A 21,814-nucleotide genomic window follows, 5' to 3' on the forward strand; every position below is an offset into this window, starting at 1 on the left:
GACTAGCTTATGTACGGACTGATTACCGTGATTCAGCTAGTAACGAATCGCACGGTTCTATTGTGTTGGCGATCGCCGCTTCCATTGCAGCTGATCCTGTCCCACTAATTGCGATCGTCCACTGGTTTTTTGTCTGCCACACATAGCGCAGCAAAGACTGAATTTCATCCATCAATGTGAGGAAAGCTGGATCAAGATGCCCAACTGGCGGAGTATTCATTGCTTCCAGAACTGCGGGATGGGCATTTGAGGGTCCAGGTCCCAACAGTAGGCGGGATGGTATCGTCAGGGGTGAAAGTTGTAACCGCTCGTTGTTGTCGATAGAGAGTGTTTGCATGATTATTTTTTTAATGGTTAATGATAATTAATGCATATATGATAAATTTTTATTGTGCATTATTTTTGAAAAAAAATTCAGGAGTCAGCAATGCTTGTAGTGGACACTGAACCTAGCACTCCTCACCCAGGAGCACTTTCCAACATTGCTGACTCTTTCAAGGTCAGTCGCCTAAATAGTTATTATTTTGACAAAATTAGCATTGGTGCTCAACAAATAGGGGTTTAAGGGGGTAGGGTTTCTTTATACCCCTGTTGTAGTGCAAGGGATTCCCAGACCACAAGTAGGGGGCGTATGATTAAGGACGCCGTATTTCTCGTACACTTTCCGCTCGATATACATCTTTTTTTCTTTTCCGTAACCCACGTTCCGCACCCGGCACTGTCATTATCGATTTTTTCTGATTTTAAATGCATTTTTTATACCTTGTTACGTACAATCGTCGTTCTGCTCCCTGCTCCCTGCTCCCTATTCCCTATTCCCTGTTAAGCGTTCCCTATTCCCTATTCCCTAATAGCAGATTTCATTTATTGACTTGACATCACATTCAAATTACGTTAAAAATTCTCAAAACTCAGTTGACTTATTGTTGCCCAAATCACTCTTGTGCAAGTGGTTCATCCAATTGGGTGAATGCGAAATTAAACTGGGGAATATAACCTGAAAGAAGAACGACTTTTTAAAGTTTTGTTTGGTTGCTATCCAAATACCGGAAAAACTGCCAAAGAGTCGATAATGGTCTTGCGTGATACATTTATTACTTCATGAGAAAAAGGTCAGAGTGTGAATGAAACCGTGAAAGCGCTGTATACACCAAATTCCCAACAACAAGCTTTACCCCTGCTGGAAAAAATTGCTACCAATTTGCCGGGGATGATTTTTCAATTCCTGAAGCGGCGGAATGGATCTCAGTTTGTTATATATGCCAGTTCTGGGTGTAGAGAACTGTTTGAATTGGAACCCCAAGTGCTACAGGCGGACTTTCAAGTACTCAACAAACTGACTCATCCTCAGGATATCAAAGCGTTTGAAGAATCTATTGCTGCTTGTTGTGCTACGGGAGAACCTTGGCGATGGGAAGGTCGCATTATCACTCCTAGTGGTAAACTCAAGTGGATTCAAGGTACTTCTCGCGCAGAACAACAACTTTCAGGAGACATGATTTGGGATGGTTTCTTGATAGATATTACAGATCGCAAGTTAGCGGAGGAAAAATTACGAGAAAGTGAAGCACGCTATAAGGCGATTTTAGATGCTATCCCTGATTTAATGTTTCGCATAAGTCGTGATGGCAAGTATCTCGACTTTAAAGGTGAGGGAGCAAATGTCACTATTCCCAGACATGAAATTGTTGGGAAAACTTTGCAGGAATTATTACCTCCAGATATTGCCTTAAAAAGCCAAAAGGCTATTGCTAAGGCTTTGGATTCAAAAATGTTACAAACGTGTGAATATCAATTGCCAACGCCTTTGGGAATCAGAGATTATGAGGCGCGGTTGGTTGTTAGCGGACAAGATGAGGTTGTGGCAATTGTACGGGATATTACAGAACGCAAACAAACGGAAGTTACTTTGAGAAATTTGGCTCAAAAGTTTGCGACAGTTTTTCATTGTAGTCCTAATCCGATCTCGATCAGCACTCTTGCAGAAGGACGCTACATAGAAGTTAATGATAGTTTTGTCAAACAGTCGGGCTATGAACGAGAGGAAGTTATTGATCGTACTGATTTTGATTTACATATTTGGGTGAATCGGAGCGATCGCACCACTGTGTTACAACAATTGCAAAAACACGGCGTTGTTCGCAACATGGAATTTGAATTCCGCCGCAAGTCTGGTGAGATACGGACGGGACTATTTTCAGCCGAAGTCATTCATTTAGATGGCATTCCCTGCTTATTATCAGTGAATCACGACATCAGCGAACGCAAAAAAGCAGAACTTGCCTTGCGCGAGTCGGAGGAAAAGTTTTCTAAAGCCTTTTGTTCTAGTCCTAACCCAATTTCTATCCTGACTCTTAAGGATGAACGCTACCTTGAGGTTAACGACGCTTTTGTGCAAATCACTGGCTTAAGTAGAGAAGAAGTGATTGGTCGTACCCGCAGTAGTTTCATGTGGGTCAATCTTCCTGACAATACCATACAAACCTTACAAGAGCAAGGGTTTCTTCGCAATTTAGAAATAGAACTTTACACAAAGTCTGGTGAACTCAGAGTAATGCTGTTCTCAGCCGAGGTGATTACTTTAGGTGGAGAGCCTTGTATGCTTTGTGTGACTAATGATATTACAGAACGCAAGCAAGCGGAAGAATTACTGCGCTTGTCTTCAAAACGCGATCGCCTCTTAACTCAAACACTATCGCGAATTCGTCAATCGCTGAATCTAGACCAAATTCTACAAACGACTGTCAACGAAGTTCGGCAATTTTTAGCAGCGGATCGAGTTTTTATTGTTTTAAATGATACGAATGTCCACTCGGGAGTCTTTGCTGAATCAGTAGATCCCAAATATTCATCAGTCCTAAATTGGAAAAATGAGGATAAAACTCTTATAGAAGAATTGAAAACAATCCTGAAAAGCAACCGAGTCCGTATAGTTGAGGATACCACAAAAATTTCAGCTTCTGCGAAATTAAAAGGGCTGTACAAACAATTCCAAATCAGAGCTAACTTAGCTGTACCCATCATGCAAGGTAAGGAATTGTTTGGCGCGTTGATTGCGAACCAATGCAGCAAACCACGCCATTGGAGTGCGATAGAAATTGACTTGCTGCAGCAGATGTCTGAACAAGTGGCGATCGCCATTCAGCAAGCACAACTTTATCAACAACTAGAGCAATTTAACACGAATTTGGAGCGTACTGTAGAAGAGCGTACTGCACAGCTACAGCAGAAAATGCTGGAACTTCAAGAATTAAACAGCGTCAAAGATGTTGTTTTGCACACCGTTTCCCATGAACTGCGGACTTCAGTGATGGGTAATTTGATGGTATTGAATAATTTACTCAATAGAGGACAACAGGAGGACACCTCCGTGCAAAAGTCCACGACTTTGAGGGGAGTAAATAAGGGACTCCGGGGAGGACACCCCTTAAGCGAGATTGAGGGGAGTATCCCAAGACTTGGAAACGACACCAGACTACTCAAGTTCCCTCGGTTGAGGGGAATGTCTCTAGACAAAAAGCACTTTTTGTGCATATCCCCACCTTCCGCCGTGACTGCATTCTCTATCCCAGTATCTGGCTCAATCATTGAGCGGATGATTCAAGGGAACGATCGCCAACTGGAAATGATTGAATCACTGCTGGAACTACACTCAAGCGAAGCACAGGGAATTGTCCTCCATCGTGAGGTAGTTTCTTTTCACTCATTGATTGGTAGAATTATCAGAGATTTGGAGCCAATGCTGACACAGCAAAAATCAACTGTGAAAAATTTGGTTCCAGACGATTTACCATCAGTGATAGCCGACCCAGCTCAGCTGCAAAAGGTTTTCGTCAACTTATTGACTTATAGTTGGCAACATAATCCACCTGGAGTCAAGTTTACCCTAAAAGCCATAGTTGAGACAGGAAGGATTCGCTTACAGATTCAAGATGACGGTGTGGGTATGAGTAAATTGGAGTGCGATCGCCTCTTTGATTTGTACGTGCGCGCCCCGCAAGCCCCTTGTTCCACAAGGATTGGCTTAAAAATGTATCTTTGTCGGCAAATTATTAAAGCACACGGTGGTGAAATTGGCGTCAGTTCCAACCGGAAGCGCGGCTTAACTTTTTCTTTCACATTACCTCTGGCAATCTCAACTTAAGATGATAATACGCGCGTTACAGCTCAATTACCTCACCCCTATCCCCTCTCCTTAGAAAGGAGAGGGGTGTCCGTTAGGGTAGGGTGAGGTGAGACCAGCGCTGCGGGAGGGGAGCCAGTGCGGTCTTGGGGTCTCCCCAAGTAGAGCACCTGGCGTTTTCCCGACAACAGGCGACTGGCGTTAGCCGTCAGGCGTGCGCGCAGCGCATACCCGGAGGGTGATATCTGATTGATTTGTAAACAACATCCGCAGTCCAAGTTCAATAAGAGGGTGCGATGGCAAAAATGAAGAAGGCAAAAGCCTTCCTTGCTGTGGGAAGATTTGGTCAGAGGTTAAGGGCGACTGTATTTAGAACAGTACAAAAGTGTTTGAAAAAAGTTTTTGTCTTCACCAGCTCTCTACCTAGTTATACCATTGCATCTGATTACGAAGCTTGGCGCGATCGCTTTTTATGGCAGAGATTACATCTGGCGTTGTGGATTGCGATCATCTTAGTCTTGACTTTTACCTTCCGAGACATTTATGATGCCTTCTTTCCTCTCAAGGAGTTGGCAGAAATTCCCAAGGAAGTGAAACGCCTTTTTTTTGTCCTGTATGCTGCGATCGTGCTCAGTTTACTGAGCTGTTTAGCTGTCCATAGAACTCAATTCGGTCGTCGTCATCCAGCGTTTGTCTTTCTTGGCTTAGGCTGGTCGATAACTATTGTCGAGCAAATTTGGGCAACACTCAACAATTTCGCTCTACCAGATTTTTTCGCTTGGTTCGTGATGTTCCTCAGCCAAGCCACCCTCATCCCGGTACGCTTTCCCTTGCATCTTGTGTCTCAACTGGGTGTACTGGTATACTATTTTGGCGTGAATACAGCACTGGGACTCAAGCTACCGCCACCCGATAGTAATAGACCAATTTACAGTGTGACGATGAGCTTAGCTCTGTTTTGGTTCTGTTTTATCTGTAATCTTGGTGTCTATTTGTATGACCGTTTGCAACGTTCTGAATTTTTCGCCCGCAAAGAGCTAGAAACAGCATATCAGAAACTAGGAGCAACTGAAGAAAAGTATCGCAGCATTTTTGAAAACGCAGTCGAAGGGATTTTCCAAAGTACACCAGATGGACATTACATTACGGCAAATCCGGCGCTAGCACGTATTTATGGATATTCTTTTCCAGAAGAAGTCATAGCAAACTTGACTGATATTGAACATCAACTGTATGTTGATCCCAATCGTCGCACAGAGTTCATGCGCTTAATTGAAGAGCATGGTAGTGTGTCGGAATTTGAATCTCAAATATATCGCAAAGACGGCAGTATTGTCTGGATTTCGGAAAAAGCATACGCCGTGCGTAATCAAAGCGGAAAACTTCTTTACTACGAAGGAGTAATTTCAGATATTACCAAGCGCAAGCAAGTGGAAGAAGCGCTACAGGAACAATTAAATTTTTTACAAGTTTTAGTTAATACTATTCCAACTCCTGTGTTTTATCAGAATCCTCAAGGTCTATATGTCGGCTGCAATAAGGCTTTTGAGGAAGACTTGGGTTTGAGCAAAAAGCAGATTCTGGGTAAATCAGTGTATGAAATTGCACCAAAAGATTTAGCTGATAAATACCATCAAGCAGATAGAGAGCTATTAGAACAAGGGGGAGTTCAAACTTATGAAAGCTCTGCTATTTATAAGGATGGCACAAAGCATGATGTCATATTTTATAAAGCAACTTTTTGCAAAGCAGATGGAACGCTTGGCGGTTTGGTGGGAGTGATTTTGGACATCAGCCAACGCAAGCGCACTGAGGAAGCATTACGAGTTTTTTTCCATGCAGTTTCCCATGATTTACGCAACCCAGTGCTGGGAACTTTGATGGTTTTAAAAAACTTGCTTTCTCATCCAGAAGAAAAAATATTGCTTTCTCGGTCGATTTTAGAGAGGATGGTGCAAAGTGGCGATCGCCAATTGAACTTAATTAACTCGTTGATGGAAGCTCATGTTAGCGAAGTCCAAGGTATTGTTTTGCAACGCCAAACTCTACAATTGCACACGGTGGTGGAAGCTGCTATTACAGATTTAGAGCCAATGTTGAAAGAAAATCAAGCTCTCCTAACAAATTTAGTTTCAGCAAATTTACCCTCAGTCAATGCTGATTCTACACAACTGTGGCGAGTATATTCTAACTTAATTGTTAATGCTGTTAAACATAATCTCCCTGGATTAAGTATTACCCTTGATGCCACGATTGAGGGTGATAAGATGTGTTGCACTGTTTCTGATAACGGTGTTGGTATGAGTCAGCAACAGAGTGAGCATCTATTTGATCTTTATTTTCGGGGTAGTAATGTTCGCAATTCTTTAAGTTTAGGATTGGGGTTGTATCTGTGTCGGCAAATTATTACAGCACACGGTGGGGAAATTGGCGTGAAAAGTGATTTGGGAGCAGGTGCGACTTTTTGGTTTACTTTGCCGTTAGAGGATAATCTCAAGTAATACCAATTCCCTATTCCCTATTCTCTATTCTCTATTCTCTATTCCCTGTTCCCTGTTAAGCGTTTCCTGTTCCCTTCAGATCTCCTCGCTAGAAAGCTTAGGTAGTTGCTCAATAGCTTTTGACCAAACTCTTTTGTAATCTTCAATTGCGCCGCTATAATCTTTTAGTTTAGAGCGAGCGTTACCCCGACTAATATAAGCTTTAGCATCGTTAGGATTGAGCTGTAAAAAATGAGTGTAATCTTCAATTGCACCGTGGTAGTCTTTTAGCCGGGAGCGAGCATTAGCTCGATTGATGTAAGCTTCCGCATTGTTGGAATTCAATTCTAGACATCGAGTGTAATCTTTAATTGCGGCACTGTAATCTTCTAACTCACAATAAACATTGCCTCGGCTAATGTAAGTCTTAGCATGATTAGGATTTATCCACAAGCACTGAGTATAATCATCGATTGCACCAGTGTAGTCTTTGAGTATAAAACGAGCATTACCCCGGCTGATATATGCTTGTGGATCGTGAGGATTCATCTTCAAGGATTGTGTATAATCCTCAATAGCGGCACTATAATCATTCAACTCACAACGAGCATGACCCCGCTGAATATATAATTTGGCTTGATCAGAACTTAGTAGCAAAGCTTGAGTGCTTTCTTCAGGCTGATATTGGGTGTTACTTAAGGTAACGTAAACTTCGCCATCGTCAGAATGAAATGGCAGAAACTGGATGCTATCGTCAAATGTGTTAGTGTTATTTTCCAACACAGAGCGAGTGTGAGTCTGGGTGATATTGATATCAGTGTCGATATCTATATCACTGGAATGGAGTTCCAAATAATGGGTGTGTTCTACAACTGCTTCTTTGTTCTCAACTTCAGAGTAAGTAAACCCCATATCACCGGGAATCGAATTGTCAGAATGAGGGTTCATGGCACTACTGTAATCTGCAATTGCTCCTTTGTAATCTCCTAGTTCAAAGCGGAGCAACCCTCGATTTTGGCGGGCTTCAACGTCGTTAGGATTAAATCGCAGGTACTTATCAAAATCTATGATTGCACCTTCGTAATCTCCTAACTTTTGACGGGCAAGCCCTCGGTTATAATAAGCCTTAAAGCCGTTGGGATTGAGCCTCAAGAACTCGTTAAAGTCTACAATGGCTCCTTCGTAGTCTCCTTTGCGAGCCTTTTCTTCTCCTCGGCGGTAGAAGACTTCAATAAAATCGTGTTGCTGACGAAGCTGTTCTGCTGTTTGCTGTTGTTGAATAATAGTACGTGATAAAGTTATCGCATGACGCCGCAACTCAAATTGTGCCATCACCTGACTACTCAAGATCCGTAGTGCTTCCACCTGTTCGAGAGTCAAATCCCGAGGCATAATATCAATCACGCATAGCGATCCAATTCCAAATCCCTCAGGTGTAATTAAGGGTGCAGCAGCGTAAAAACGAATGTTGGGATCACCGAGTACCAAAGCGTTTGTTGCAAACCTAGAGTCTGCCAACGCATTTCTGACGATTAATGGTTTTTGCTGCAAAATGGTGTAAGCACAGAATGCAAGATCCCGACTTGTTTCAGGTACAGTTAAACCCACCTTCGATTTAAACCACTGGCGATTTCCATCAATAAGGCTAATAAGCGCAATTGGGGTATGACAAATTTGTGCAGCTAGGAAGGTTAAATCGTCGAAGACTTTTTCCGAAGGAGTGTCAAGAATTTGATACTGACGCAAGGCATTGAGTCTATCCAATTCATTGTTAGGCAGTGGGGGTTGTAAATTCATCTTTTTTGATAGACCTTCAAAGGTTGGTTTTTGTAGAGTAAACAATATTGAAATGTATCTTCTCAACAACAGGTCGTTTTCTCTAAATTGTGTGGTGCTTCCTAACGACTTCAAGACACTCAATGCACTTGTGTAAGGCGAGTGAAAAAGCCCTTTGAACTGGCTTATTACTTGCGGCAAAAGCGGTTACAGTCGTATCCTGTTAAAAACCAGATCCAAATGATGACTCATTTCAAATTTAGTATCTAACATTAAATGTGTTTTTATATACAATAACAAGACAAGTATTTTATTTGACATCTACTTTTAGATAGATTTTCTAGTGGAAATCACCTTTTTGTTTCATGCTCAATGAGAACAGAAGGCTAGGTATCTAAACAATAACGACACTTACACCCTTATTAACTTAACATTCTCCCCCGCTACGCCGATTCATCCAAAGGATTTTAGTATTTAGCTAGTAAACCTATCGGGCAATTTTGGTATCTACCGTATTAAGTATAAATGAGATGACTATGAAGGCTGATGAAATTCTTGGATGAATGTTTTAAAAAAATTATAGTTATCAATGATAGTACTTATGGTAGAGCATCCACCAGAACGCAATACGTCTGAAGAAGAACGTTTTCAAGATGACTATTATTCCTACTTTGAGTCACCGGAAAATGCCCCTCGATATAAACCGGCAGTTTCTTTTCTGGATGACGCTTTTGAGCAACAATCATTTTCATTATTGGATCTAGGATGTGGTAATGGTGCTCTGTGTAAATATTTACCTGAGCGCTGTGACTACTTCGGAGTCGATCACAGTGAATTGGCTATTGAATACTGTTTAAAGGTCTACCCCAACAGGAACTTCGTTGCTAAAGATTTATCAGTAGCACTACCTCAACTTGTTGCGGAGAATAAAAGATTTGATGCAGTGGTTTTATGCGGACTCCTATTTCATACCACTGACAAGGAAACCCTAGAGAAAAAGGACGATCAAGAACTCATTCAATTTTGTTTGGATAAATTACTAACTGAGAAAGGATATCTAGTCATCATTGTACCTTTTGCCTATGGCGATCATCCATCTCATAATCTGTATGCCCGAGCAGAATGGCTACAAAATTCAGTAGAAGAAATGCTGGAAACTGCCAAGGCAAAAATTGTTTACGGGAATATTTCTCTGCTAATTGGCTTGGATAAAAAGATTCGACAGCAGAAAACGACACCTGACTGGTTTGTTCCAGATAGCAATGCTGATTATTCCAATAAGTACGCCGGTACATATATGGCAACTTGGACATTTCTTGCAATACCCTCGGAACGTTAAATCCTAATCTTTAGTTTTTGTTAAAAAACTTCTTGAAGCAGGACAGAAACACTTCAAGAAGTTTTTGTTTAATTGTTAGCTCGAAAATTAGTTGATGAATTGTTAATCGCTTCTTTTACAAACTTGTCATGACTTGAGCTAACTCATTAGATAAATCAACCTTAGATTCTTGAGACTTTTGAAATAAAACACCAGCCAAAAAGTAATAATCGCCAGAATAGAATGCCATTTTGTTTTTTCGTAATTTCTCTATGTGTTTTTTCACTTTTGGCTCAGAGCTATAGTAGCCAAACTGCAAAGGTAAAACCACAAAATTCTTTACAAAATAACCGTTGGCTCTTGCGTGATGAATTGTACTTTCTGGGTTAGAAAAGCTAGAGACTAAAAGTAATACATTGTCATAACCTAATGATAAAAGTTCGTTGGTAACTGTTGCTCCATCTTCTCCACCAAATAACAAAGGCATATAAATATCATTATCTGGTGCTGGGAGATAAGGTGGATTAGCTACTAGATACTCTGCTTCTGGTTGAGAAGAATCAAACAAACAGGAATTAGAGATGATGTATTTCTGACCAAGACTATATTCATCTATCGTTGAATTAGCAGCTTTCCAAGCAGAAGGATTTAATTCAAATCCATGTATCACACCATCAAACCTGTTTCTCAAGAGTGAATTAATAACAGGACTGCCATCTCCTGAGCCAAATTCAACAACACATTCAGATTTTTTACAATTTCTAAAAACCAAGTTTTCCAAGCAGTTGGAATAGAAATTAGATTCTTCTGGGCAAGAAAAGATGTCTTTCATTTGACTCTCACTATCTGTAGATTACAATTGTTATGATGGACAGTGCTCACCCTAGGAGGTATTGGTAAAAAGGCAAGCACAAACTGTTCCTAAGCCAAGCAATTGATGACTAAAGAAATAGTTTGCTCTTAGGTAAAGACCAATGAGTTTCTAACTTTTAAGATGTCTTACCGAAAAGCTGGGTCTAAAGCCCCATCCTTCGTTTGACGGCTTTTCCAGGATTGACAGCGTATCTAAAAATACGGGATAATAATATTGCCCATAGTCTAAAAGACTCTCGTGAGGCAGAGTTGGGTGCTCCCCATCTACAATGCTCAGCTTCGTGCTCTTGTTGTAGGAAAGAGTAAAAAGCAATTGAATAAATCTTTTCAAACGCGGTCGGGCAGTCCGTGTACGCTTGTGGACGTATCCAAACGGGGGTATTTTGAATGCTTGCATTTGAATACCTAGGGAGGACGGATGTTCGCGCAGCGTGCCCGAAGGGCTTAGCAAGAATCCTCGCACCGCGATAGTCGAGGAGTGTCAATAAGATGTCTTACATAGATGAGGCGACTTGTTCGGCTTCACGTATTGATCGGACAACAGCTTTGCTTGCGCGATCGCCCATCAGCTTCTCCTGGTCGTACCCCAGCACCAATTCCCACGCATCATTGGGGTACATTTGAGCTAAAGGTAAAGCCACATCATCCAACATCCAGCGTCCGTGGCGTTCGTCCTCCCTGATGTGCACTTCCCAATAACTCATAGCCGCGTTAGAGAGTCCCAAGCGCTGCGCTGCTGCAACATAGCTTCTGAAAGTCGCAGGTACCGAGAGCTCGAAATATGTCAACCCACCGTTGTAACGTAGGAAATAGCGCTTGCGTTCACTTATCAGATAGCTATTATTAGAACAAGCTAGAAGTTCCCAAGGGATTAAATCGAAGTATCCCTCTGGTTGAGTGTTCATCCCAAACTCGTTTAGCATTTGAGCAAAAAACGTAGAATGCTTGCGAGGTAAGCGACCGTTGCCGTACTCTTCCTGAAAGACTCGCATCAGCGTACACTGTACTGCATTAGCAGCGCCACCCAAAATGCGGGGAAGGTGACTGCTTTCCACTAAGCCTTCAAATGACCCAATAGCCAGCAAGTGACGGTAGCCAGCCTCGCTCATTTCCTCCTGGATGTAGCGACTGTCTTCTGATAAAGGCGGTTCTAAATCGTAAGCAGCACGCTCAATTAGGGCTTGCTTAACATCTAATTGTTGCAATGCAGCCACATCGATTTGTCCAAGTTCCCACTCTTGCCAAGCTGTCTCAATTTGGTCACGCACCTTATACAAGTAAGGAGAACGCTCGTTTACGTAGTGGCGTAGATCATCGTACCAAAACAGATTTAATCGATTAATGCGATAAAGAATACGCTGGAGAAAACGATGAGCTGCGTCATCACTAGCACCATTTTGATAAGCAGCAGAAATTGCTACAGCGAGTGTGTGTTCAAACTCATTCTTCTGTGAGGGATCTGCATCTAGTTTTTTGTCTAAATTTTCTGTTGCTAGCAGTTCTATAAATTGCTGCTCAGCAAGCTCGTAATCTATACTTATTTTTTCTTCTATTTGTGTACTCTTTGCTTCAACCTCGGCGAGAGGAGACATCACTAAATTGCTTTGCATGGAACATTTGGTTAGTAAAGGCTGGCATGAAATTATTTCAGCTTGTACTATCTAGATTTCCATTAAGTCAATTTAAGTACCTCTCCCGCAAGTGATAAAGAAAAATTAAGTTCTTGAGCCAAAATTTAGTATACAGGCATACAAAGATGAGGAGATGGGGAGATTGAAAATTTTGAATTTTGAATTGATTTGTCTGCTTGTCACGCCAGTCCGCAAGGGCGGAGGACACCGGAGCAAGGGACAACTCTTGGCACAAAGGCTGACTCCGCTTTTCCTGAACGCGGATTGGTAGGTACTCAATTGGCAGGTATTTGAGTCATTGGTTTACTTGGTGGAATTTGTTCAATAGTAATCAGTGCTTCCATGACTGACTTAGCAACGGGTGCAGCTACGGTACTACCATAAGCATTTTTACCTCTAGGGTCATCAATCAATGCCAACACAACATAGCGGGGAGATTCTACAGGTAAAATACCCACAAAGCTGGTGATTTTAGCTCCGATGATGTAGCCACCAGCGCGACTAGCTTTTTCGGCTGTGCCAGTTTTGCCTGCGATGCGATACCCAGGAATTTGTGATGCTTTTCCTGATCCATCATCGACGACAGTTTCCATCATCTCTACAACTTTTCGGGCAGTCACATATGAGAAGATTTGACGCGGTGCAGCTCGGTTGGGTGAGTAGTGCATTTGCCCTTTGGTATCTATCAATCCCTGGACTACGTGAGGTGTGACCAGTTTACCTCCATTCGCTAAAGCTCCATGCATTTGCACCAGCTGTAACGGTGTCAACGAAAAACCTTGACCAAAAGAGGTCGTTGCTGGTTCAACTGGTGTAGCAAGAAATTCTTGCTGGCTTTTGAGCTGACTGTTAACAGTGAAGGGTAAATCCGTATCAACGCTTTGCCCTAAACCCAAACGTTCCAACCAACCGTAGTAGACTGAGGGCTTTAATTTTTGGATAATTTTCACCATGCCTATATTACTGGAGTGTTGGAGAATTTGAGCTATGTTTATCCGCCCGTAACGTTTGTTTTCGGCATTCCTGATTGTTCTGTCAGCGACTTGAATCTGACCAGGATCATTAAACACATCTTCAGGTCTAATAATGCCAGCTTCCATACCAATAGCCACATTCAAAGGTTTGAAAGTTGAACCTGGTTCATATAGGTCTGCTACCGTCCAGTTTTTAAATAAAGAGATATCGGCTTTAGAGTATTCGTTTGGATTATAGGTGGGCTGAGAAACCAAAGCCAGTAGCGAACCATCCCACGCATCCATAACAATAACTGCCCCTCGCTTTGCTCGGTACTTTTGCATTTGTGCTTTAAGAGCAAAGCGGGCAACTCTTTGCAGACGGCTGTCTATAGTGAGTTGCAGTCGCAAATCATCAGAATTAAATAAACCGTCTGGAGCATAATCTGGCATGAGGGATCCGTTACCTGTTCTGCTGAGCCGTACCATGTGCATAGAACGTTCCAGCAACTTCTCTTGGCTGTATTCCACACCAGCCTGACCACGACGGTCAAGGTTAACATAACCTACCACTTCTGCAACTAAATCCTGCTGCGGGTATAATCGGGAGTATTTTTGAATTGACTCTAGACCATTCAGATGTAGTGAAGCAATACGATCTGCAATTTCTTCGCTTAAAGCAGTAGCAAGTGTAATACCGCTTTTTTTACTGTCAAACTTTTTTTCTAACTCAGCAGCATCTTGATCCATTATTGGCGAAAGCAGTTCTGCCATCTCGTGGTTAGACTTTTCAAAAAGTTTGGGATGAGCATACAAAGTATATACGGGACGGTCAATTGCCAGCAAATCTTTATTGCGATCCACCACTGGGCGACGGGGTATAAAAGGTCGCAAATTCACCATTTGCTGGTTTCGCGCCTTTTCTGTTAGCTTTGATCCCCGTATGATTTGTAGGTTGTACAAATTAACACCCAAGCCGACTCCAGCCGCAATGAGAAAGCTCCAAACAATGAAAAGTCTAACTTTCATGTTGGGTGGTTGCTCTTGCGTGGAATCAGGAAGTTTGCTATTCGACTCTCGTCTCGAACCCTTCTGCTGTCGCTTCTTGAATGATGGTTTCGGAAAGTTAAAGTTCTTTAATTTTGTTCTGCTTGATGATTTTTGCATGAAAATAGTCCTTTGTCGTTTGTCTTTTGTCTTTTGTCTAAGTGTTAATGACTAATGACTAATGACAAATAACTAATACCCCACTGGATTCGGGGTTTGCTGTTGTCTTTCTGAATTTGGCGTTGTGGGTAATGAGTTAGGCTCAACAGGTGCTGGAGTCCAAAAAATCATTTTATCGGGAGATGGCGATACGAGGTTGGCAGGTGGACGTTCTGCTTCTTGTGCCATTTTGTTTTTTAGTACCTCGTTCGTCGTCATCAATTGGCGCTCATGGCGTTGCAAGTTTTGCATTTTACGGTATGCTTGACTCCAGAGTTGTTGAGAATACACAGTCCAACCATAAACCACTAATGTTACAGCGACCAGTGCAAACGCCATAATTGAGGAATGACGATGTAAAGTATACAGGCGCAGCAGCCAGGAAGGTACGGACTCAGGAGATGGCATTACAGGCACAGTTGACGCTTTTTGTTTGCCTGATGACACTGATGTTGTTGTCTGTTTCTTGGCGCTAGAAGCTTCCCTTGTGAGTTCCTGTGGAGAGAGTGACGATTTTTTTGACGAAGCCCTTTGTTTTTTGGTCGATACTGGTGTAAGCACAGCAGGCAGATCGACTTTTGAAGTTTTTAACTGCTTTGTCTCTGGGGCTTTTTCTGGTTTGGTGGACGCTTTTTTTTGTTGAGCAGAGCGACGTTTTCTGCGACTTTTCACTTCTGTCGGGAGCCTACTGCTCGTTGCATAAACATCTGATTTACGTGCAACAGCCATAATTGTTTAGAATTTTTGGATTATGGTACTTTACTCTATGAACATTGTCTGTTTTTACTCTTGTTATTATTGCCGATCGGACAATAACCACAAATAACACCACTAACTCAGTCAATATATTGTGATAGGTAGGCGCACTAATCTTTGTATCCCTAAGAAACATGGTTTCTTAGAGAAATTTAGATTTCTTGGTAATTTTGGAATTAACCCTGAATATCTTGAGTGTTCAGGTATCGTATTTAAAAGTATGACAACCTATTGTCACTCTAAGCAAGAGTATGCGAATAAAATCGTAATTTTTGGTATGATATCGAGCTCCGTGACTTAATTTGGTAATGCTACCCTAAACAATTAAGTTACCCTACAATAAAGTCAGGAATTTTGCTGAAATCTGTGATATCAAGTCACTTAAAAAAAAGCAATAAATAGGGTATCTTAATCAACAGACTAAAATAGTTCTTGCCGCAATTGGTGAAAGAGGAGTTATGAAAGTTAAAATCTTTAGTTTTGCATTAATTCTAGGTCTGGCGACAGTTCTCGGAGCTTGTGACGGGGGCGGTGGAGCACCCGAAGGCGGTGCTGGAGGTGCTGGAGGTGCTGGAGGTGCTGCTACTACGCCTGCTGAACCAGCAGACACCGGTGCTACCCCTCCCGCCGCTGGTGGTACAGCGACTACCCCTCCCGCAGCTGGTGGCACTACAGCTACCCCTCCCACTTCTGCTACCACTCCTGCTACGCCAACCAAGAGTCCTAAATAACAGTCTCAAAACAGCTAAAACACTTTGTTGTAGTGCACCTCACTACATTGCTTGAGTTGATGCTCTCAAATTTATAGATGTGGAAGGCTGTGTTTTGAGAGTGCATTGAGTTAGTCACGCTCACTGAGCCTTACAGGTATGCCTGCAGCACGGCTTTGCCGTATGCGCAAAGCGCACGCCCTCTGGGCTAAAGCGGAGCGTCTGCAAAGGTGATACGCAGTCGCTATCTCCTCCAAAGACGCTACGCGAACAAGGGGGAGAACCACGCCACTCTCCCCAAGCCGGGGAACCCGTCCCTTGGGGGTGGCTCCCCAAGGGCGCACTGCTCACAATTTGTATTGACCTACCTCATCTGAAAAAGTGCCCAGGTATTAGCACCTGAACTTGTCAGACTTTGACAACAACTTCCCCAACAAACCCGGTTTCTCTATGAAACCGGGTTTTTTGGCAGGTAAGCCCCTGGAAAGATAAAAATATAGAAAGTAGGGGATTAAGAACAGTTCAAAATTCACAGCATAAAAATATGCCTGTTGTACCCTCTGCGCTTACAAAAAGAAAAAACCCTGTTTTGGCAAGCATCCTGCCTGTTGACTGTACACAACTTTTAGGCGTGACACCGCAAGCTTTTGACTTGGAGTAGAGAGAAAATGAGAAGAGTGATAAAGTTTGTGCTTTTCATTGTCTGTACTAGCATATTGGTAGAGTTAAACACTTCACAGGGGGCATTGGTCATGGCATTACCGCCAGAACAAGATTTACCTGAAGAAATATTGCGGACGGAGATTATCACAACAGCGCGATCGCCTGTTGATGGTAAACCCCTGACTGCTGGGGAATACGCCCAATTGCAAGTCCAGTTACAAAAAGCTCCCCCACCAAAACTTGCTCCGCGAATTCAGGATCAAGTTTTTCTGATACGACTGCGTAAGACATTGCTTCAGCTTTTCCCATTTTTAGATATTTGAAGGGTTTACCCTGAGCGGAGCCGAAGGGTATGGGAATCAAATGATGAAGTGCGCATCATCCCACACTCGGTACTCTACAACCGATGAAGCACATTCCTCCAAAGGTTCTCTCCAAAGGTACTCTTTCCAAGGTAGGATCACTATCACAACAAAAATTGCAAATAAATGTAAAGAATATATATAGATGTTTTACAAAGCGAATTTACTTACTCACTTTATTCAACGAACGTAGGTAGCTCCATGTCTATGACCACGATAGCCCCAGAACAGGTTAACAACATCGTTTGGAATCAACATCAAGATCCGTTTGAAGTACTAGGTGCCCACCCCATAGAACAGAATGGTAAAAGCATCTGGGCTGTGCGAGCCTACCTACCAAATGCGAATCAGGCGTGGGTTATCCTTCCTGAAGAACGCAAGGAATATTCAATGGAAGCGGTGCATCATCCCCACTTTTTTGAATGCACCATAGAAACAACAGAACTGGCGAACTACCAGTTACGGATAAAAGAAGGGGAACACGAGCGAGTCATTTATGATCCTTACGCTTTCCGTTCTCCCCGTCTGACGGAATTTGATTTGCACTTATTTAGCGAAGGTAACCATCATCGGATTTACGAAAAACTGGGAGCGCATCCCACAGAAATCAACGGTGTAAAAGGCGTTTACTTTGCTGTTTGGGCACCCAATGCCCGTAATGTGTCAGTTCTAGGAGATTTCAATCTTTGGGACGGTCGCAAACACCAGATGCGTAAAGGTCAGACAGGGATTTGGGAATTGTTTATTCCCGCGATCAGCGTAGGAGAGGGTTACAAATACGAAATTAAAAACATTGAAGGACACATTTACGAAAAATCTGATCCTTACGGTTTTCAACAAGAACCCCGCCCCAAAACTGCATCCATTGTCACCGATTTAGATGCTTATACCTGGAGTGATGAAGAGTGGCTGGAAAAACGGCGTCACTCCGATCCCCTCACCGAACCCCTTTCAGTTTACGAACTACATTTAGGCTCTTGGTTACATGGCTCTAGTGCAGAACCACCACTACTGCCTAACGGTGAAACCGAACCTGTCGTTACTGTTTCAGAACTCAATCCAGGCGCACGCTTCCTCACATATCGGGAACTAGCACAACGGCTTATTCCCTACGTCAAAGATTTAGGATACACCCACATTGAAGTGCTGCCTGTTGCTGAGCATCCCTTTGATGGTTCTTGGGGTTATCAAGTCACTGGATATTACGCTCCCACCTCCCGTTTTGGTAGACCAGAAGACTTTATGTACTTCGTTGACCAATGCCACAAAAATGGTATTGGGGTGATTGTAGATTGGGTTCCCGGTCACTTCCCCAAAGATGGTCATGGTTTAGCATTCTTTGATGGTACTCACCTTTACGAACACGCTGACCCCCGCAAAGGCGAACATAAGGAATGGGGTACTCTCGTGTTCAACTACTCCCGTAACGAAGTCCGAAATTTTTTGGTAGCAAATGCCCTCTTTTGGTTTGACAAATTCCATATTGATGGTATTCGCGTTGATGCTGTCGCTTCAATGCTTTATCTCGACTATTGCCGCGAAAATGGGGAATGGCTTCCCAACCAATACGGCGGCAGAGAAAACCTGGAAGCAGCAGATTTCCTGCGTCAGGTAAATCATACCATTTTCAGCTATTTCCCCGGGGTTGTTTCAATTGCCGAAGAATCGACTGCATGGCCAATGGTATCTTGGCCTACCTACACCGGAGGCTTGGGCTTTAACTTAAAGTGGAATATGGGTTGGATGCACGATATGCTGGACTACTTCAGCATGGATCCCTGGTTCCGTCAGTTCCACCAAAACAACATCACTTTTAGTATGTGGTATCACCACAGCGAGAACTACATGCTGGCACTGTCCCACGATGAAGTGGTGCATGGTAAGAGCAATATTATCGGCAAAATGCCTGGGGATAGATGGCAGAAGTTCGCTAATGTGCGTTGTTTGTTTGCCTATATGTTCACTCACCCAGGTAAGAAAACCATGTTTATGGGCATGGAGTTTGGGCAGTGGAGTGAGTGGAATGTGTGGAGTGACTTGGAATGGCATCTATTCCAGTATGAGCCGCACCAACAGCTAAAAGAGTTTTTCAAACAGCTGAACCATCTTTACCGATCCGAACCAGCTTTGTACACCCAAGATTTTGCACGGGAAGGGTTTGAGTGGATTGACTGTAGCGATAACCGCCACAGCGTGGTTTCTTTTATCCGTCACGACAAGGATTCTGATGATTTCGTTGTTGTGGTTTGCAACTTTACACCCCAACCCCATTCCCACTATCGTATCGGTGTTCCAGAACTAGGATTTTATACTGAGTTGTTCAACAGCGATGCTCGTCAGTATGGCGGTAGCAATATGGGCAACTTAGGCGGTAAGTGGACGGACAATTGGTCATTGCACAATCATCCATACTCGCTGGATTTGTGTCTACCACCCTTGGGAGTATTAATCCTCAAGTTGGATAAGCAGAAGACAGCACAGGTGATGGAATCTTAAGTAACGAGGGTGGGCTGTTTGCCCACCCTTGACTTGTTAAATCTATTACGTATTATATTTTCACACTTTATACGTAGAGATTTAAGGAAATCTTACAATATGAATCCTGGTGATGCCACATAAAAAACGAATAAGTGAATAGTACTTATTCATTGTTTTAATTGTAACATCACCTATGACTTACCAAACACCTAAAGAAAAGCTTGAAGCTCTCCTGGCACAAATAGAAAACGATCTAGATAAAGATAGACAAAAAGCGTGTCAGAATCTATCAAATGTAGAAAAAAGTTATATTAACCAGAAATTACTTGATAGTTTTACGGATCTCTGGCAGAGATACATAATATTAAAGAGCTATTGCAGTCGAAACAGACAATACTAAATAGTTATCTATGAATCATAAAAGTTGAACTGCGAAAGGGGTTCAATCAAAAATCTATCAAAGTAACCTTGTGCTTCTACAACTGCTTCCTCAGAAAGACCATTCTTGGTAGAAATGATCTGATTTCTTATAAACTTAAAGACTTCTAAGTAAGCTACAGGAGGCAAGACAAAGCTAATTACCCCGTTAGGCAGTGGAGTGGGTGCATCACCTATTGCCATGTAATGTCCAATCCACTTCAGGTAGAGTTCAATATCTTTGCTGAATTGTTCAATTCGCTGTGGTGCTAGCACTGAAGTATTCAGTTTATTGGAAATAATCTTTCTTTGACTAATGAGATTTTGGATCTTTATAACTAACTTACTCCGATTCTTGGATAACCATGTAGAAGCTTCTTGGCAAGCTTTGTAAGAATTTTCTATATCTTCTAGGGCAAAATCATACTTGAATACTTGCTGTAATTTTTCAATAAGAACGGATTTAACAGGTTCCTCTGTTAAGTCTAAGCTTTCTATCTCTTCTCTTATAATATCCTTAAACTTTTTAACAAAGGTAGCAATATCTTTGTATTTTTGCTCAAAGTCACCCACAGATCCTTGAAGGTTTTCAATTCGTTCTTCAAGAAATTTGTTTTGAACCTGAAGTGATGATAAATCAAGTACGAAAGTTGTGATTAGTCTGATTACCTCCTACGTTTGTTTGATGACCTGTTACAGTGTTGTGACCTGCATTGACACCAGAAACAGACTCTATGTCCTGTTCAGTGATGGAGCCGACATTATTATAGTTAGTGCCAGAGGCGGAGGTATTTTTTATCGCTTCCTGGAGTTCGGCAACCAGTTTCTCTAGTTCTTTTCTGAAATCTTCCTCTTCTGTAGCTTTCTTTTCAACCAGTGCCTCAAGGGCTTTGGGGTTCTCAATAGCTTGAGTGAGTTCAGGTTTACCAGCAAATTTCCATTGGAAGAAACCTCGCAAGCGTTCAATACTAGCTTTATAGGCATCACTACCAATGCTTTGAAGCGCACCCTCTAAAGCTTTTCCCAGAAAAAAGTTCACAGCAAGTTGAGCAAGAAATACCACATTCATTTGGTAAGCACCACAGTAAAAATACTATGTATACTATTACAATACACTAAGGGTAATGTCAACAGAGTGCTTAAAACTTATTCAGGTAAGGCTCTATCAAAACCGCTAGCAGACAAATACCCACTGCGATCGCACTCCATCCCTGCAATCAAGTAACATAAAAGAGTCCGCAATGGCTATGCAACAGGTGAAAAGCCATGTCCTTGGTTCCGTTGGGAGCAAAATCAGTTGGTGAGTCAGTCATGAGGGTTAGCATTGCAGCGATTGCCCAAGGGGCAGTGGCAAAGCCAATTGCAGACAATGGGGGTCAGAATGAGAATGAGCGATCGCAGTTCCACAAGAAGTTGTCGTGAGATCACAATATGCTGTGGTTAGGAATGCACAAGTTGTCATTAGATCACAACAAGCTGTTGTTACATCACAATAACTTGTCGTTAGATCACAACAAGCCGTTGTTACATCACAATAACTTGTCGTTAGATCACAACAAGCTGTTGTTACATCACAATAACTTGTCGTTGGGATACGATAATTTAGAAAATATCCAGTGGGCGATTCAAGGGGGGTGTGGTCAAAACCAGTTGGTGGACATAGGTGAAAGTACCGCTTCTCCCACTCCCCGCGTCACCGCGTCGGTCTCAACCAACTACTTATGACCACACCCATTCAAGGGGAAGTGAAATCGCTGTACGTAGCACACAAAAATCGGTTGTGCCGATTTGGCTTTGAATTAGTTGAGCAAAACGCCGATGAAAACCTCAAGCTTTAACTCCTGGGTAATTTGTCCCAAGCCAAATCCTCAAGCCAAACTACGGCTATTTTGCTTCCATCATGCTGGGGGTGGAGCTTTAAGCTTTCGCCCCTGGTTAAATTATTTACCATCTTCTGTGGAAGTTTGTCTGATTGAACTACCTGGACGTGGAACGCGGATGAAGGAGGCTTTGTTTACTCAGTTTGAACCCTTAATTCAGGCGCTAGAAAAAGCCCTCTTGCCAAGCC

At 42.5% G+C, this 21,814-nt stretch carries 17 protein-coding genes and 1 pseudogene; 10 read left to right on the top strand and 8 right to left on the bottom strand.

What is annotated here, in order from left to right; all coding sequences use genetic code 11:
- Positions 1 to 37: 37 nt before the first annotated feature.
- Positions 38 to 340, bottom strand: a pseudogene (locus tag DP116_RS12955) (alanine--glyoxylate aminotransferase family protein); the annotation flags it as partial.
- A gap of 87 nt (positions 341 to 427) precedes the next feature.
- On the opposite strand from DP116_RS12955, the gene DP116_RS12960 reads away from it, so the two are divergent.
- The 3 genes from DP116_RS12960 (at position 428) to DP116_RS12970 (ending at position 6,624) form a co-directional block, all read left to right on the top strand.
- Positions 428 to 565, top strand: coding sequence for a hypothetical protein (locus DP116_RS12960; protein ID WP_169155583.1), 138 nt, complete (start codon positions 428 to 430; stop codon positions 563 to 565).
- Between the two features lie 555 nt (positions 566 to 1,120).
- Entirely contained in the window at positions 1,121 to 4,144 is a 3,024-nt protein-coding gene (locus tag DP116_RS12965) for a PAS domain S-box protein (protein WP_169155584.1), read from the top strand.
- 284 nt (positions 4,145 to 4,428) lie between these two features.
- The gene (locus tag DP116_RS12970) at positions 4,429 to 6,624 is read left to right on the top strand and encodes a PAS domain-containing sensor histidine kinase (protein WP_169155597.1); all 2,196 of its coding nucleotides are present in this window, start codon (positions 4,429 to 4,431) and stop codon (positions 6,622 to 6,624) included.
- A gap of 75 nt (positions 6,625 to 6,699) precedes the next feature.
- On the opposite strand, the gene DP116_RS12975 is transcribed toward DP116_RS12970, so the two are convergent.
- A complete protein-coding gene (locus DP116_RS12975) occupies positions 6,700 to 8,400 on the bottom strand; it encodes a tetratricopeptide repeat protein (protein ID WP_169155585.1) in 1,701 nt (566 codons plus the stop codon).
- A gap of 580 nt (positions 8,401 to 8,980) precedes the next feature.
- Between DP116_RS12975 and DP116_RS12980 the strand changes: the two genes are divergently transcribed.
- Complete coding sequence (locus tag DP116_RS12980) at positions 8,981 to 9,718, top strand: class I SAM-dependent methyltransferase (RefSeq protein ID WP_211173245.1); 738 nt, start codon at positions 8,981 to 8,983, stop codon at positions 9,716 to 9,718.
- 115 nt (positions 9,719 to 9,833) lie between these two features.
- Here the strand turns inward: DP116_RS12980 and DP116_RS12985 are convergent, their stop codons facing one another.
- From DP116_RS12985 to DP116_RS13000, 4 genes are all read right to left on the bottom strand, one after another.
- Complete coding sequence (locus DP116_RS12985; protein WP_169155587.1) at positions 9,834 to 10,529, bottom strand: class I SAM-dependent methyltransferase; 696 nt, start codon at positions 10,527 to 10,529, stop codon at positions 9,834 to 9,836.
- A gap of 535 nt (positions 10,530 to 11,064) precedes the next feature.
- Entirely contained in the window at positions 11,065 to 12,180 is a 1,116-nt protein-coding gene (locus DP116_RS12990; RefSeq protein WP_169155588.1) for an iron-containing redox enzyme family protein, read from the bottom strand.
- A 296-nt stretch (positions 12,181 to 12,476) separates the two neighbouring features.
- Positions 12,477 to 14,321 (bottom strand): peptidoglycan D,D-transpeptidase FtsI family protein, encoded by a 1,845-nt coding sequence (locus DP116_RS12995; RefSeq protein WP_169155589.1) that lies wholly within the window; start codon positions 14,319 to 14,321, stop codon positions 12,477 to 12,479.
- A 72-nt stretch (positions 14,322 to 14,393) separates the two neighbouring features.
- A complete protein-coding gene (locus DP116_RS13000) occupies positions 14,394 to 15,089 on the bottom strand; it encodes a hypothetical protein (RefSeq protein ID WP_169155590.1) in 696 nt (231 codons plus the stop codon).
- A 485-nt stretch (positions 15,090 to 15,574) separates the two neighbouring features.
- On the opposite strand from DP116_RS13000, the gene DP116_RS13005 reads away from it, so the two are divergent.
- The 3 genes from DP116_RS13005 to glgB all read left to right on the top strand — a co-directional run bounded on the left by DP116_RS13005 (position 15,575) and on the right by glgB (position 19,347).
- Positions 15,575 to 15,847, top strand: coding sequence for a hypothetical protein (locus DP116_RS13005; RefSeq protein ID WP_169155591.1), 273 nt, complete (start codon positions 15,575 to 15,577; stop codon positions 15,845 to 15,847).
- A 647-nt stretch (positions 15,848 to 16,494) separates the two neighbouring features.
- Complete coding sequence (locus tag DP116_RS13010) at positions 16,495 to 16,812, top strand: hypothetical protein (protein WP_169155592.1); 318 nt, start codon at positions 16,495 to 16,497, stop codon at positions 16,810 to 16,812.
- Between the two features lie 246 nt (positions 16,813 to 17,058).
- The gene (glgB, locus tag DP116_RS13015; protein ID WP_169155598.1) at positions 17,059 to 19,347 is read left to right on the top strand and encodes a 1,4-alpha-glucan branching enzyme; all 2,289 of its coding nucleotides are present in this window, start codon (positions 17,059 to 17,061) and stop codon (positions 19,345 to 19,347) included.
- A 390-nt stretch (positions 19,348 to 19,737) separates the two neighbouring features.
- Here the strand turns inward: glgB and DP116_RS13020 are convergent, their stop codons facing one another.
- Both DP116_RS13020 and DP116_RS13025 read right to left on the bottom strand, forming a co-directional pair.
- Positions 19,738 to 20,319, bottom strand: a complete 582-nt coding sequence (locus DP116_RS13020; RefSeq protein WP_169155593.1) for a globin family protein — start codon at positions 20,317 to 20,319, stop codon at positions 19,738 to 19,740.
- 64 nt (positions 20,320 to 20,383) lie between these two features.
- Entirely contained in the window at positions 20,384 to 20,815 is a 432-nt protein-coding gene (locus tag DP116_RS13025; protein ID WP_169155594.1) for a hypothetical protein, read from the bottom strand.
- A 197-nt stretch (positions 20,816 to 21,012) separates the two neighbouring features.
- Here DP116_RS13025 and DP116_RS13030 point away from each other — a divergent pair, with 197 nt between their 5' ends.
- The 3 genes from DP116_RS13030 to DP116_RS13040 all read left to right on the top strand — a co-directional run.
- Positions 21,013 to 21,168, top strand: coding sequence for a hypothetical protein (locus DP116_RS13030; RefSeq protein WP_169155595.1), 156 nt, complete (start codon positions 21,013 to 21,015; stop codon positions 21,166 to 21,168).
- A 9-nt stretch (positions 21,169 to 21,177) separates the two neighbouring features.
- Positions 21,178 to 21,471, top strand: a complete 294-nt coding sequence (locus tag DP116_RS13035) for a hypothetical protein (RefSeq protein WP_169155596.1) — start codon at positions 21,178 to 21,180, stop codon at positions 21,469 to 21,471.
- 93 nt (positions 21,472 to 21,564) lie between these two features.
- On the top strand, positions 21,565 to 21,814 hold a 250-nt coding region (locus DP116_RS13040), incomplete at its 3' end, for a thioesterase II family protein (RefSeq protein ID WP_246275611.1).

It is taken from the genome of Brasilonema bromeliae SPC951, from assembly GCF_012912135.1.
Taxonomy (GTDB): Bacteria; Cyanobacteriota; Cyanobacteriia; order Cyanobacteriales; family Nostocaceae; genus Brasilonema; species Brasilonema bromeliae.

Excerpts from the sequence above, each read along its gene's own strand:
- DP116_RS13030 (WP_169155595.1), top strand. The coding sequence starts at position 21,013 with ATGTCCTTGGTTCCGTTGGGAGCAAAATCAGTTGGTGAGTCAGTCATG.
- DP116_RS13025 (WP_169155594.1), bottom strand. The coding sequence starts at position 20,815 with ATGAATGTGGTATTTCTTGCTCAACTTGCTGTGAACTTTTTTCTGGGA.
- DP116_RS12985 (WP_169155587.1), bottom strand. The coding sequence starts at position 10,529 with ATGAAAGACATCTTTTCTTGCCCAGAAGAATCTAATTTCTATTCCAAC.
- DP116_RS12980 (WP_211173245.1), top strand. The coding sequence starts at position 8,981 with ATGGTAGAGCATCCACCAGAACGCAATACGTCTGAAGAAGAACGTTTT.
- DP116_RS12960 (WP_169155583.1), top strand. The coding sequence starts at position 428 with ATGCTTGTAGTGGACACTGAACCTAGCACTCCTCACCCAGGAGCACTT.
- DP116_RS13010 (WP_169155592.1), top strand. The coding sequence starts at position 16,495 with ATGAGAAGAGTGATAAAGTTTGTGCTTTTCATTGTCTGTACTAGCATA.
- DP116_RS12990 (WP_169155588.1), bottom strand. The coding sequence starts at position 12,180 with ATGCAAAGCAATTTAGTGATGTCTCCTCTCGCCGAGGTTGAAGCAAAG.
- DP116_RS12970 (WP_169155597.1), top strand. The coding sequence starts at position 4,429 with ATGAAGAAGGCAAAAGCCTTCCTTGCTGTGGGAAGATTTGGTCAGAGG.
- DP116_RS12995 (WP_169155589.1), bottom strand. The coding sequence starts at position 14,321 with ATGCAAAAATCATCAAGCAGAACAAAATTAAAGAACTTTAACTTTCCG.
- glgB (WP_169155598.1), top strand. The coding sequence starts at position 17,059 with ATGACCACGATAGCCCCAGAACAGGTTAACAACATCGTTTGGAATCAA.
- DP116_RS12975 (WP_169155585.1), bottom strand. The coding sequence starts at position 8,400 with ATGAATTTACAACCCCCACTGCCTAACAATGAATTGGATAGACTCAAT.
- DP116_RS13000 (WP_169155590.1), bottom strand. The coding sequence starts at position 15,089 with ATGGCTGTTGCACGTAAATCAGATGTTTATGCAACGAGCAGTAGGCTC.
- DP116_RS13005 (WP_169155591.1), top strand. The coding sequence starts at position 15,575 with ATGAAAGTTAAAATCTTTAGTTTTGCATTAATTCTAGGTCTGGCGACA.
- DP116_RS13035 (WP_169155596.1), top strand. The coding sequence starts at position 21,178 with ATGCTGTGGTTAGGAATGCACAAGTTGTCATTAGATCACAACAAGCTG.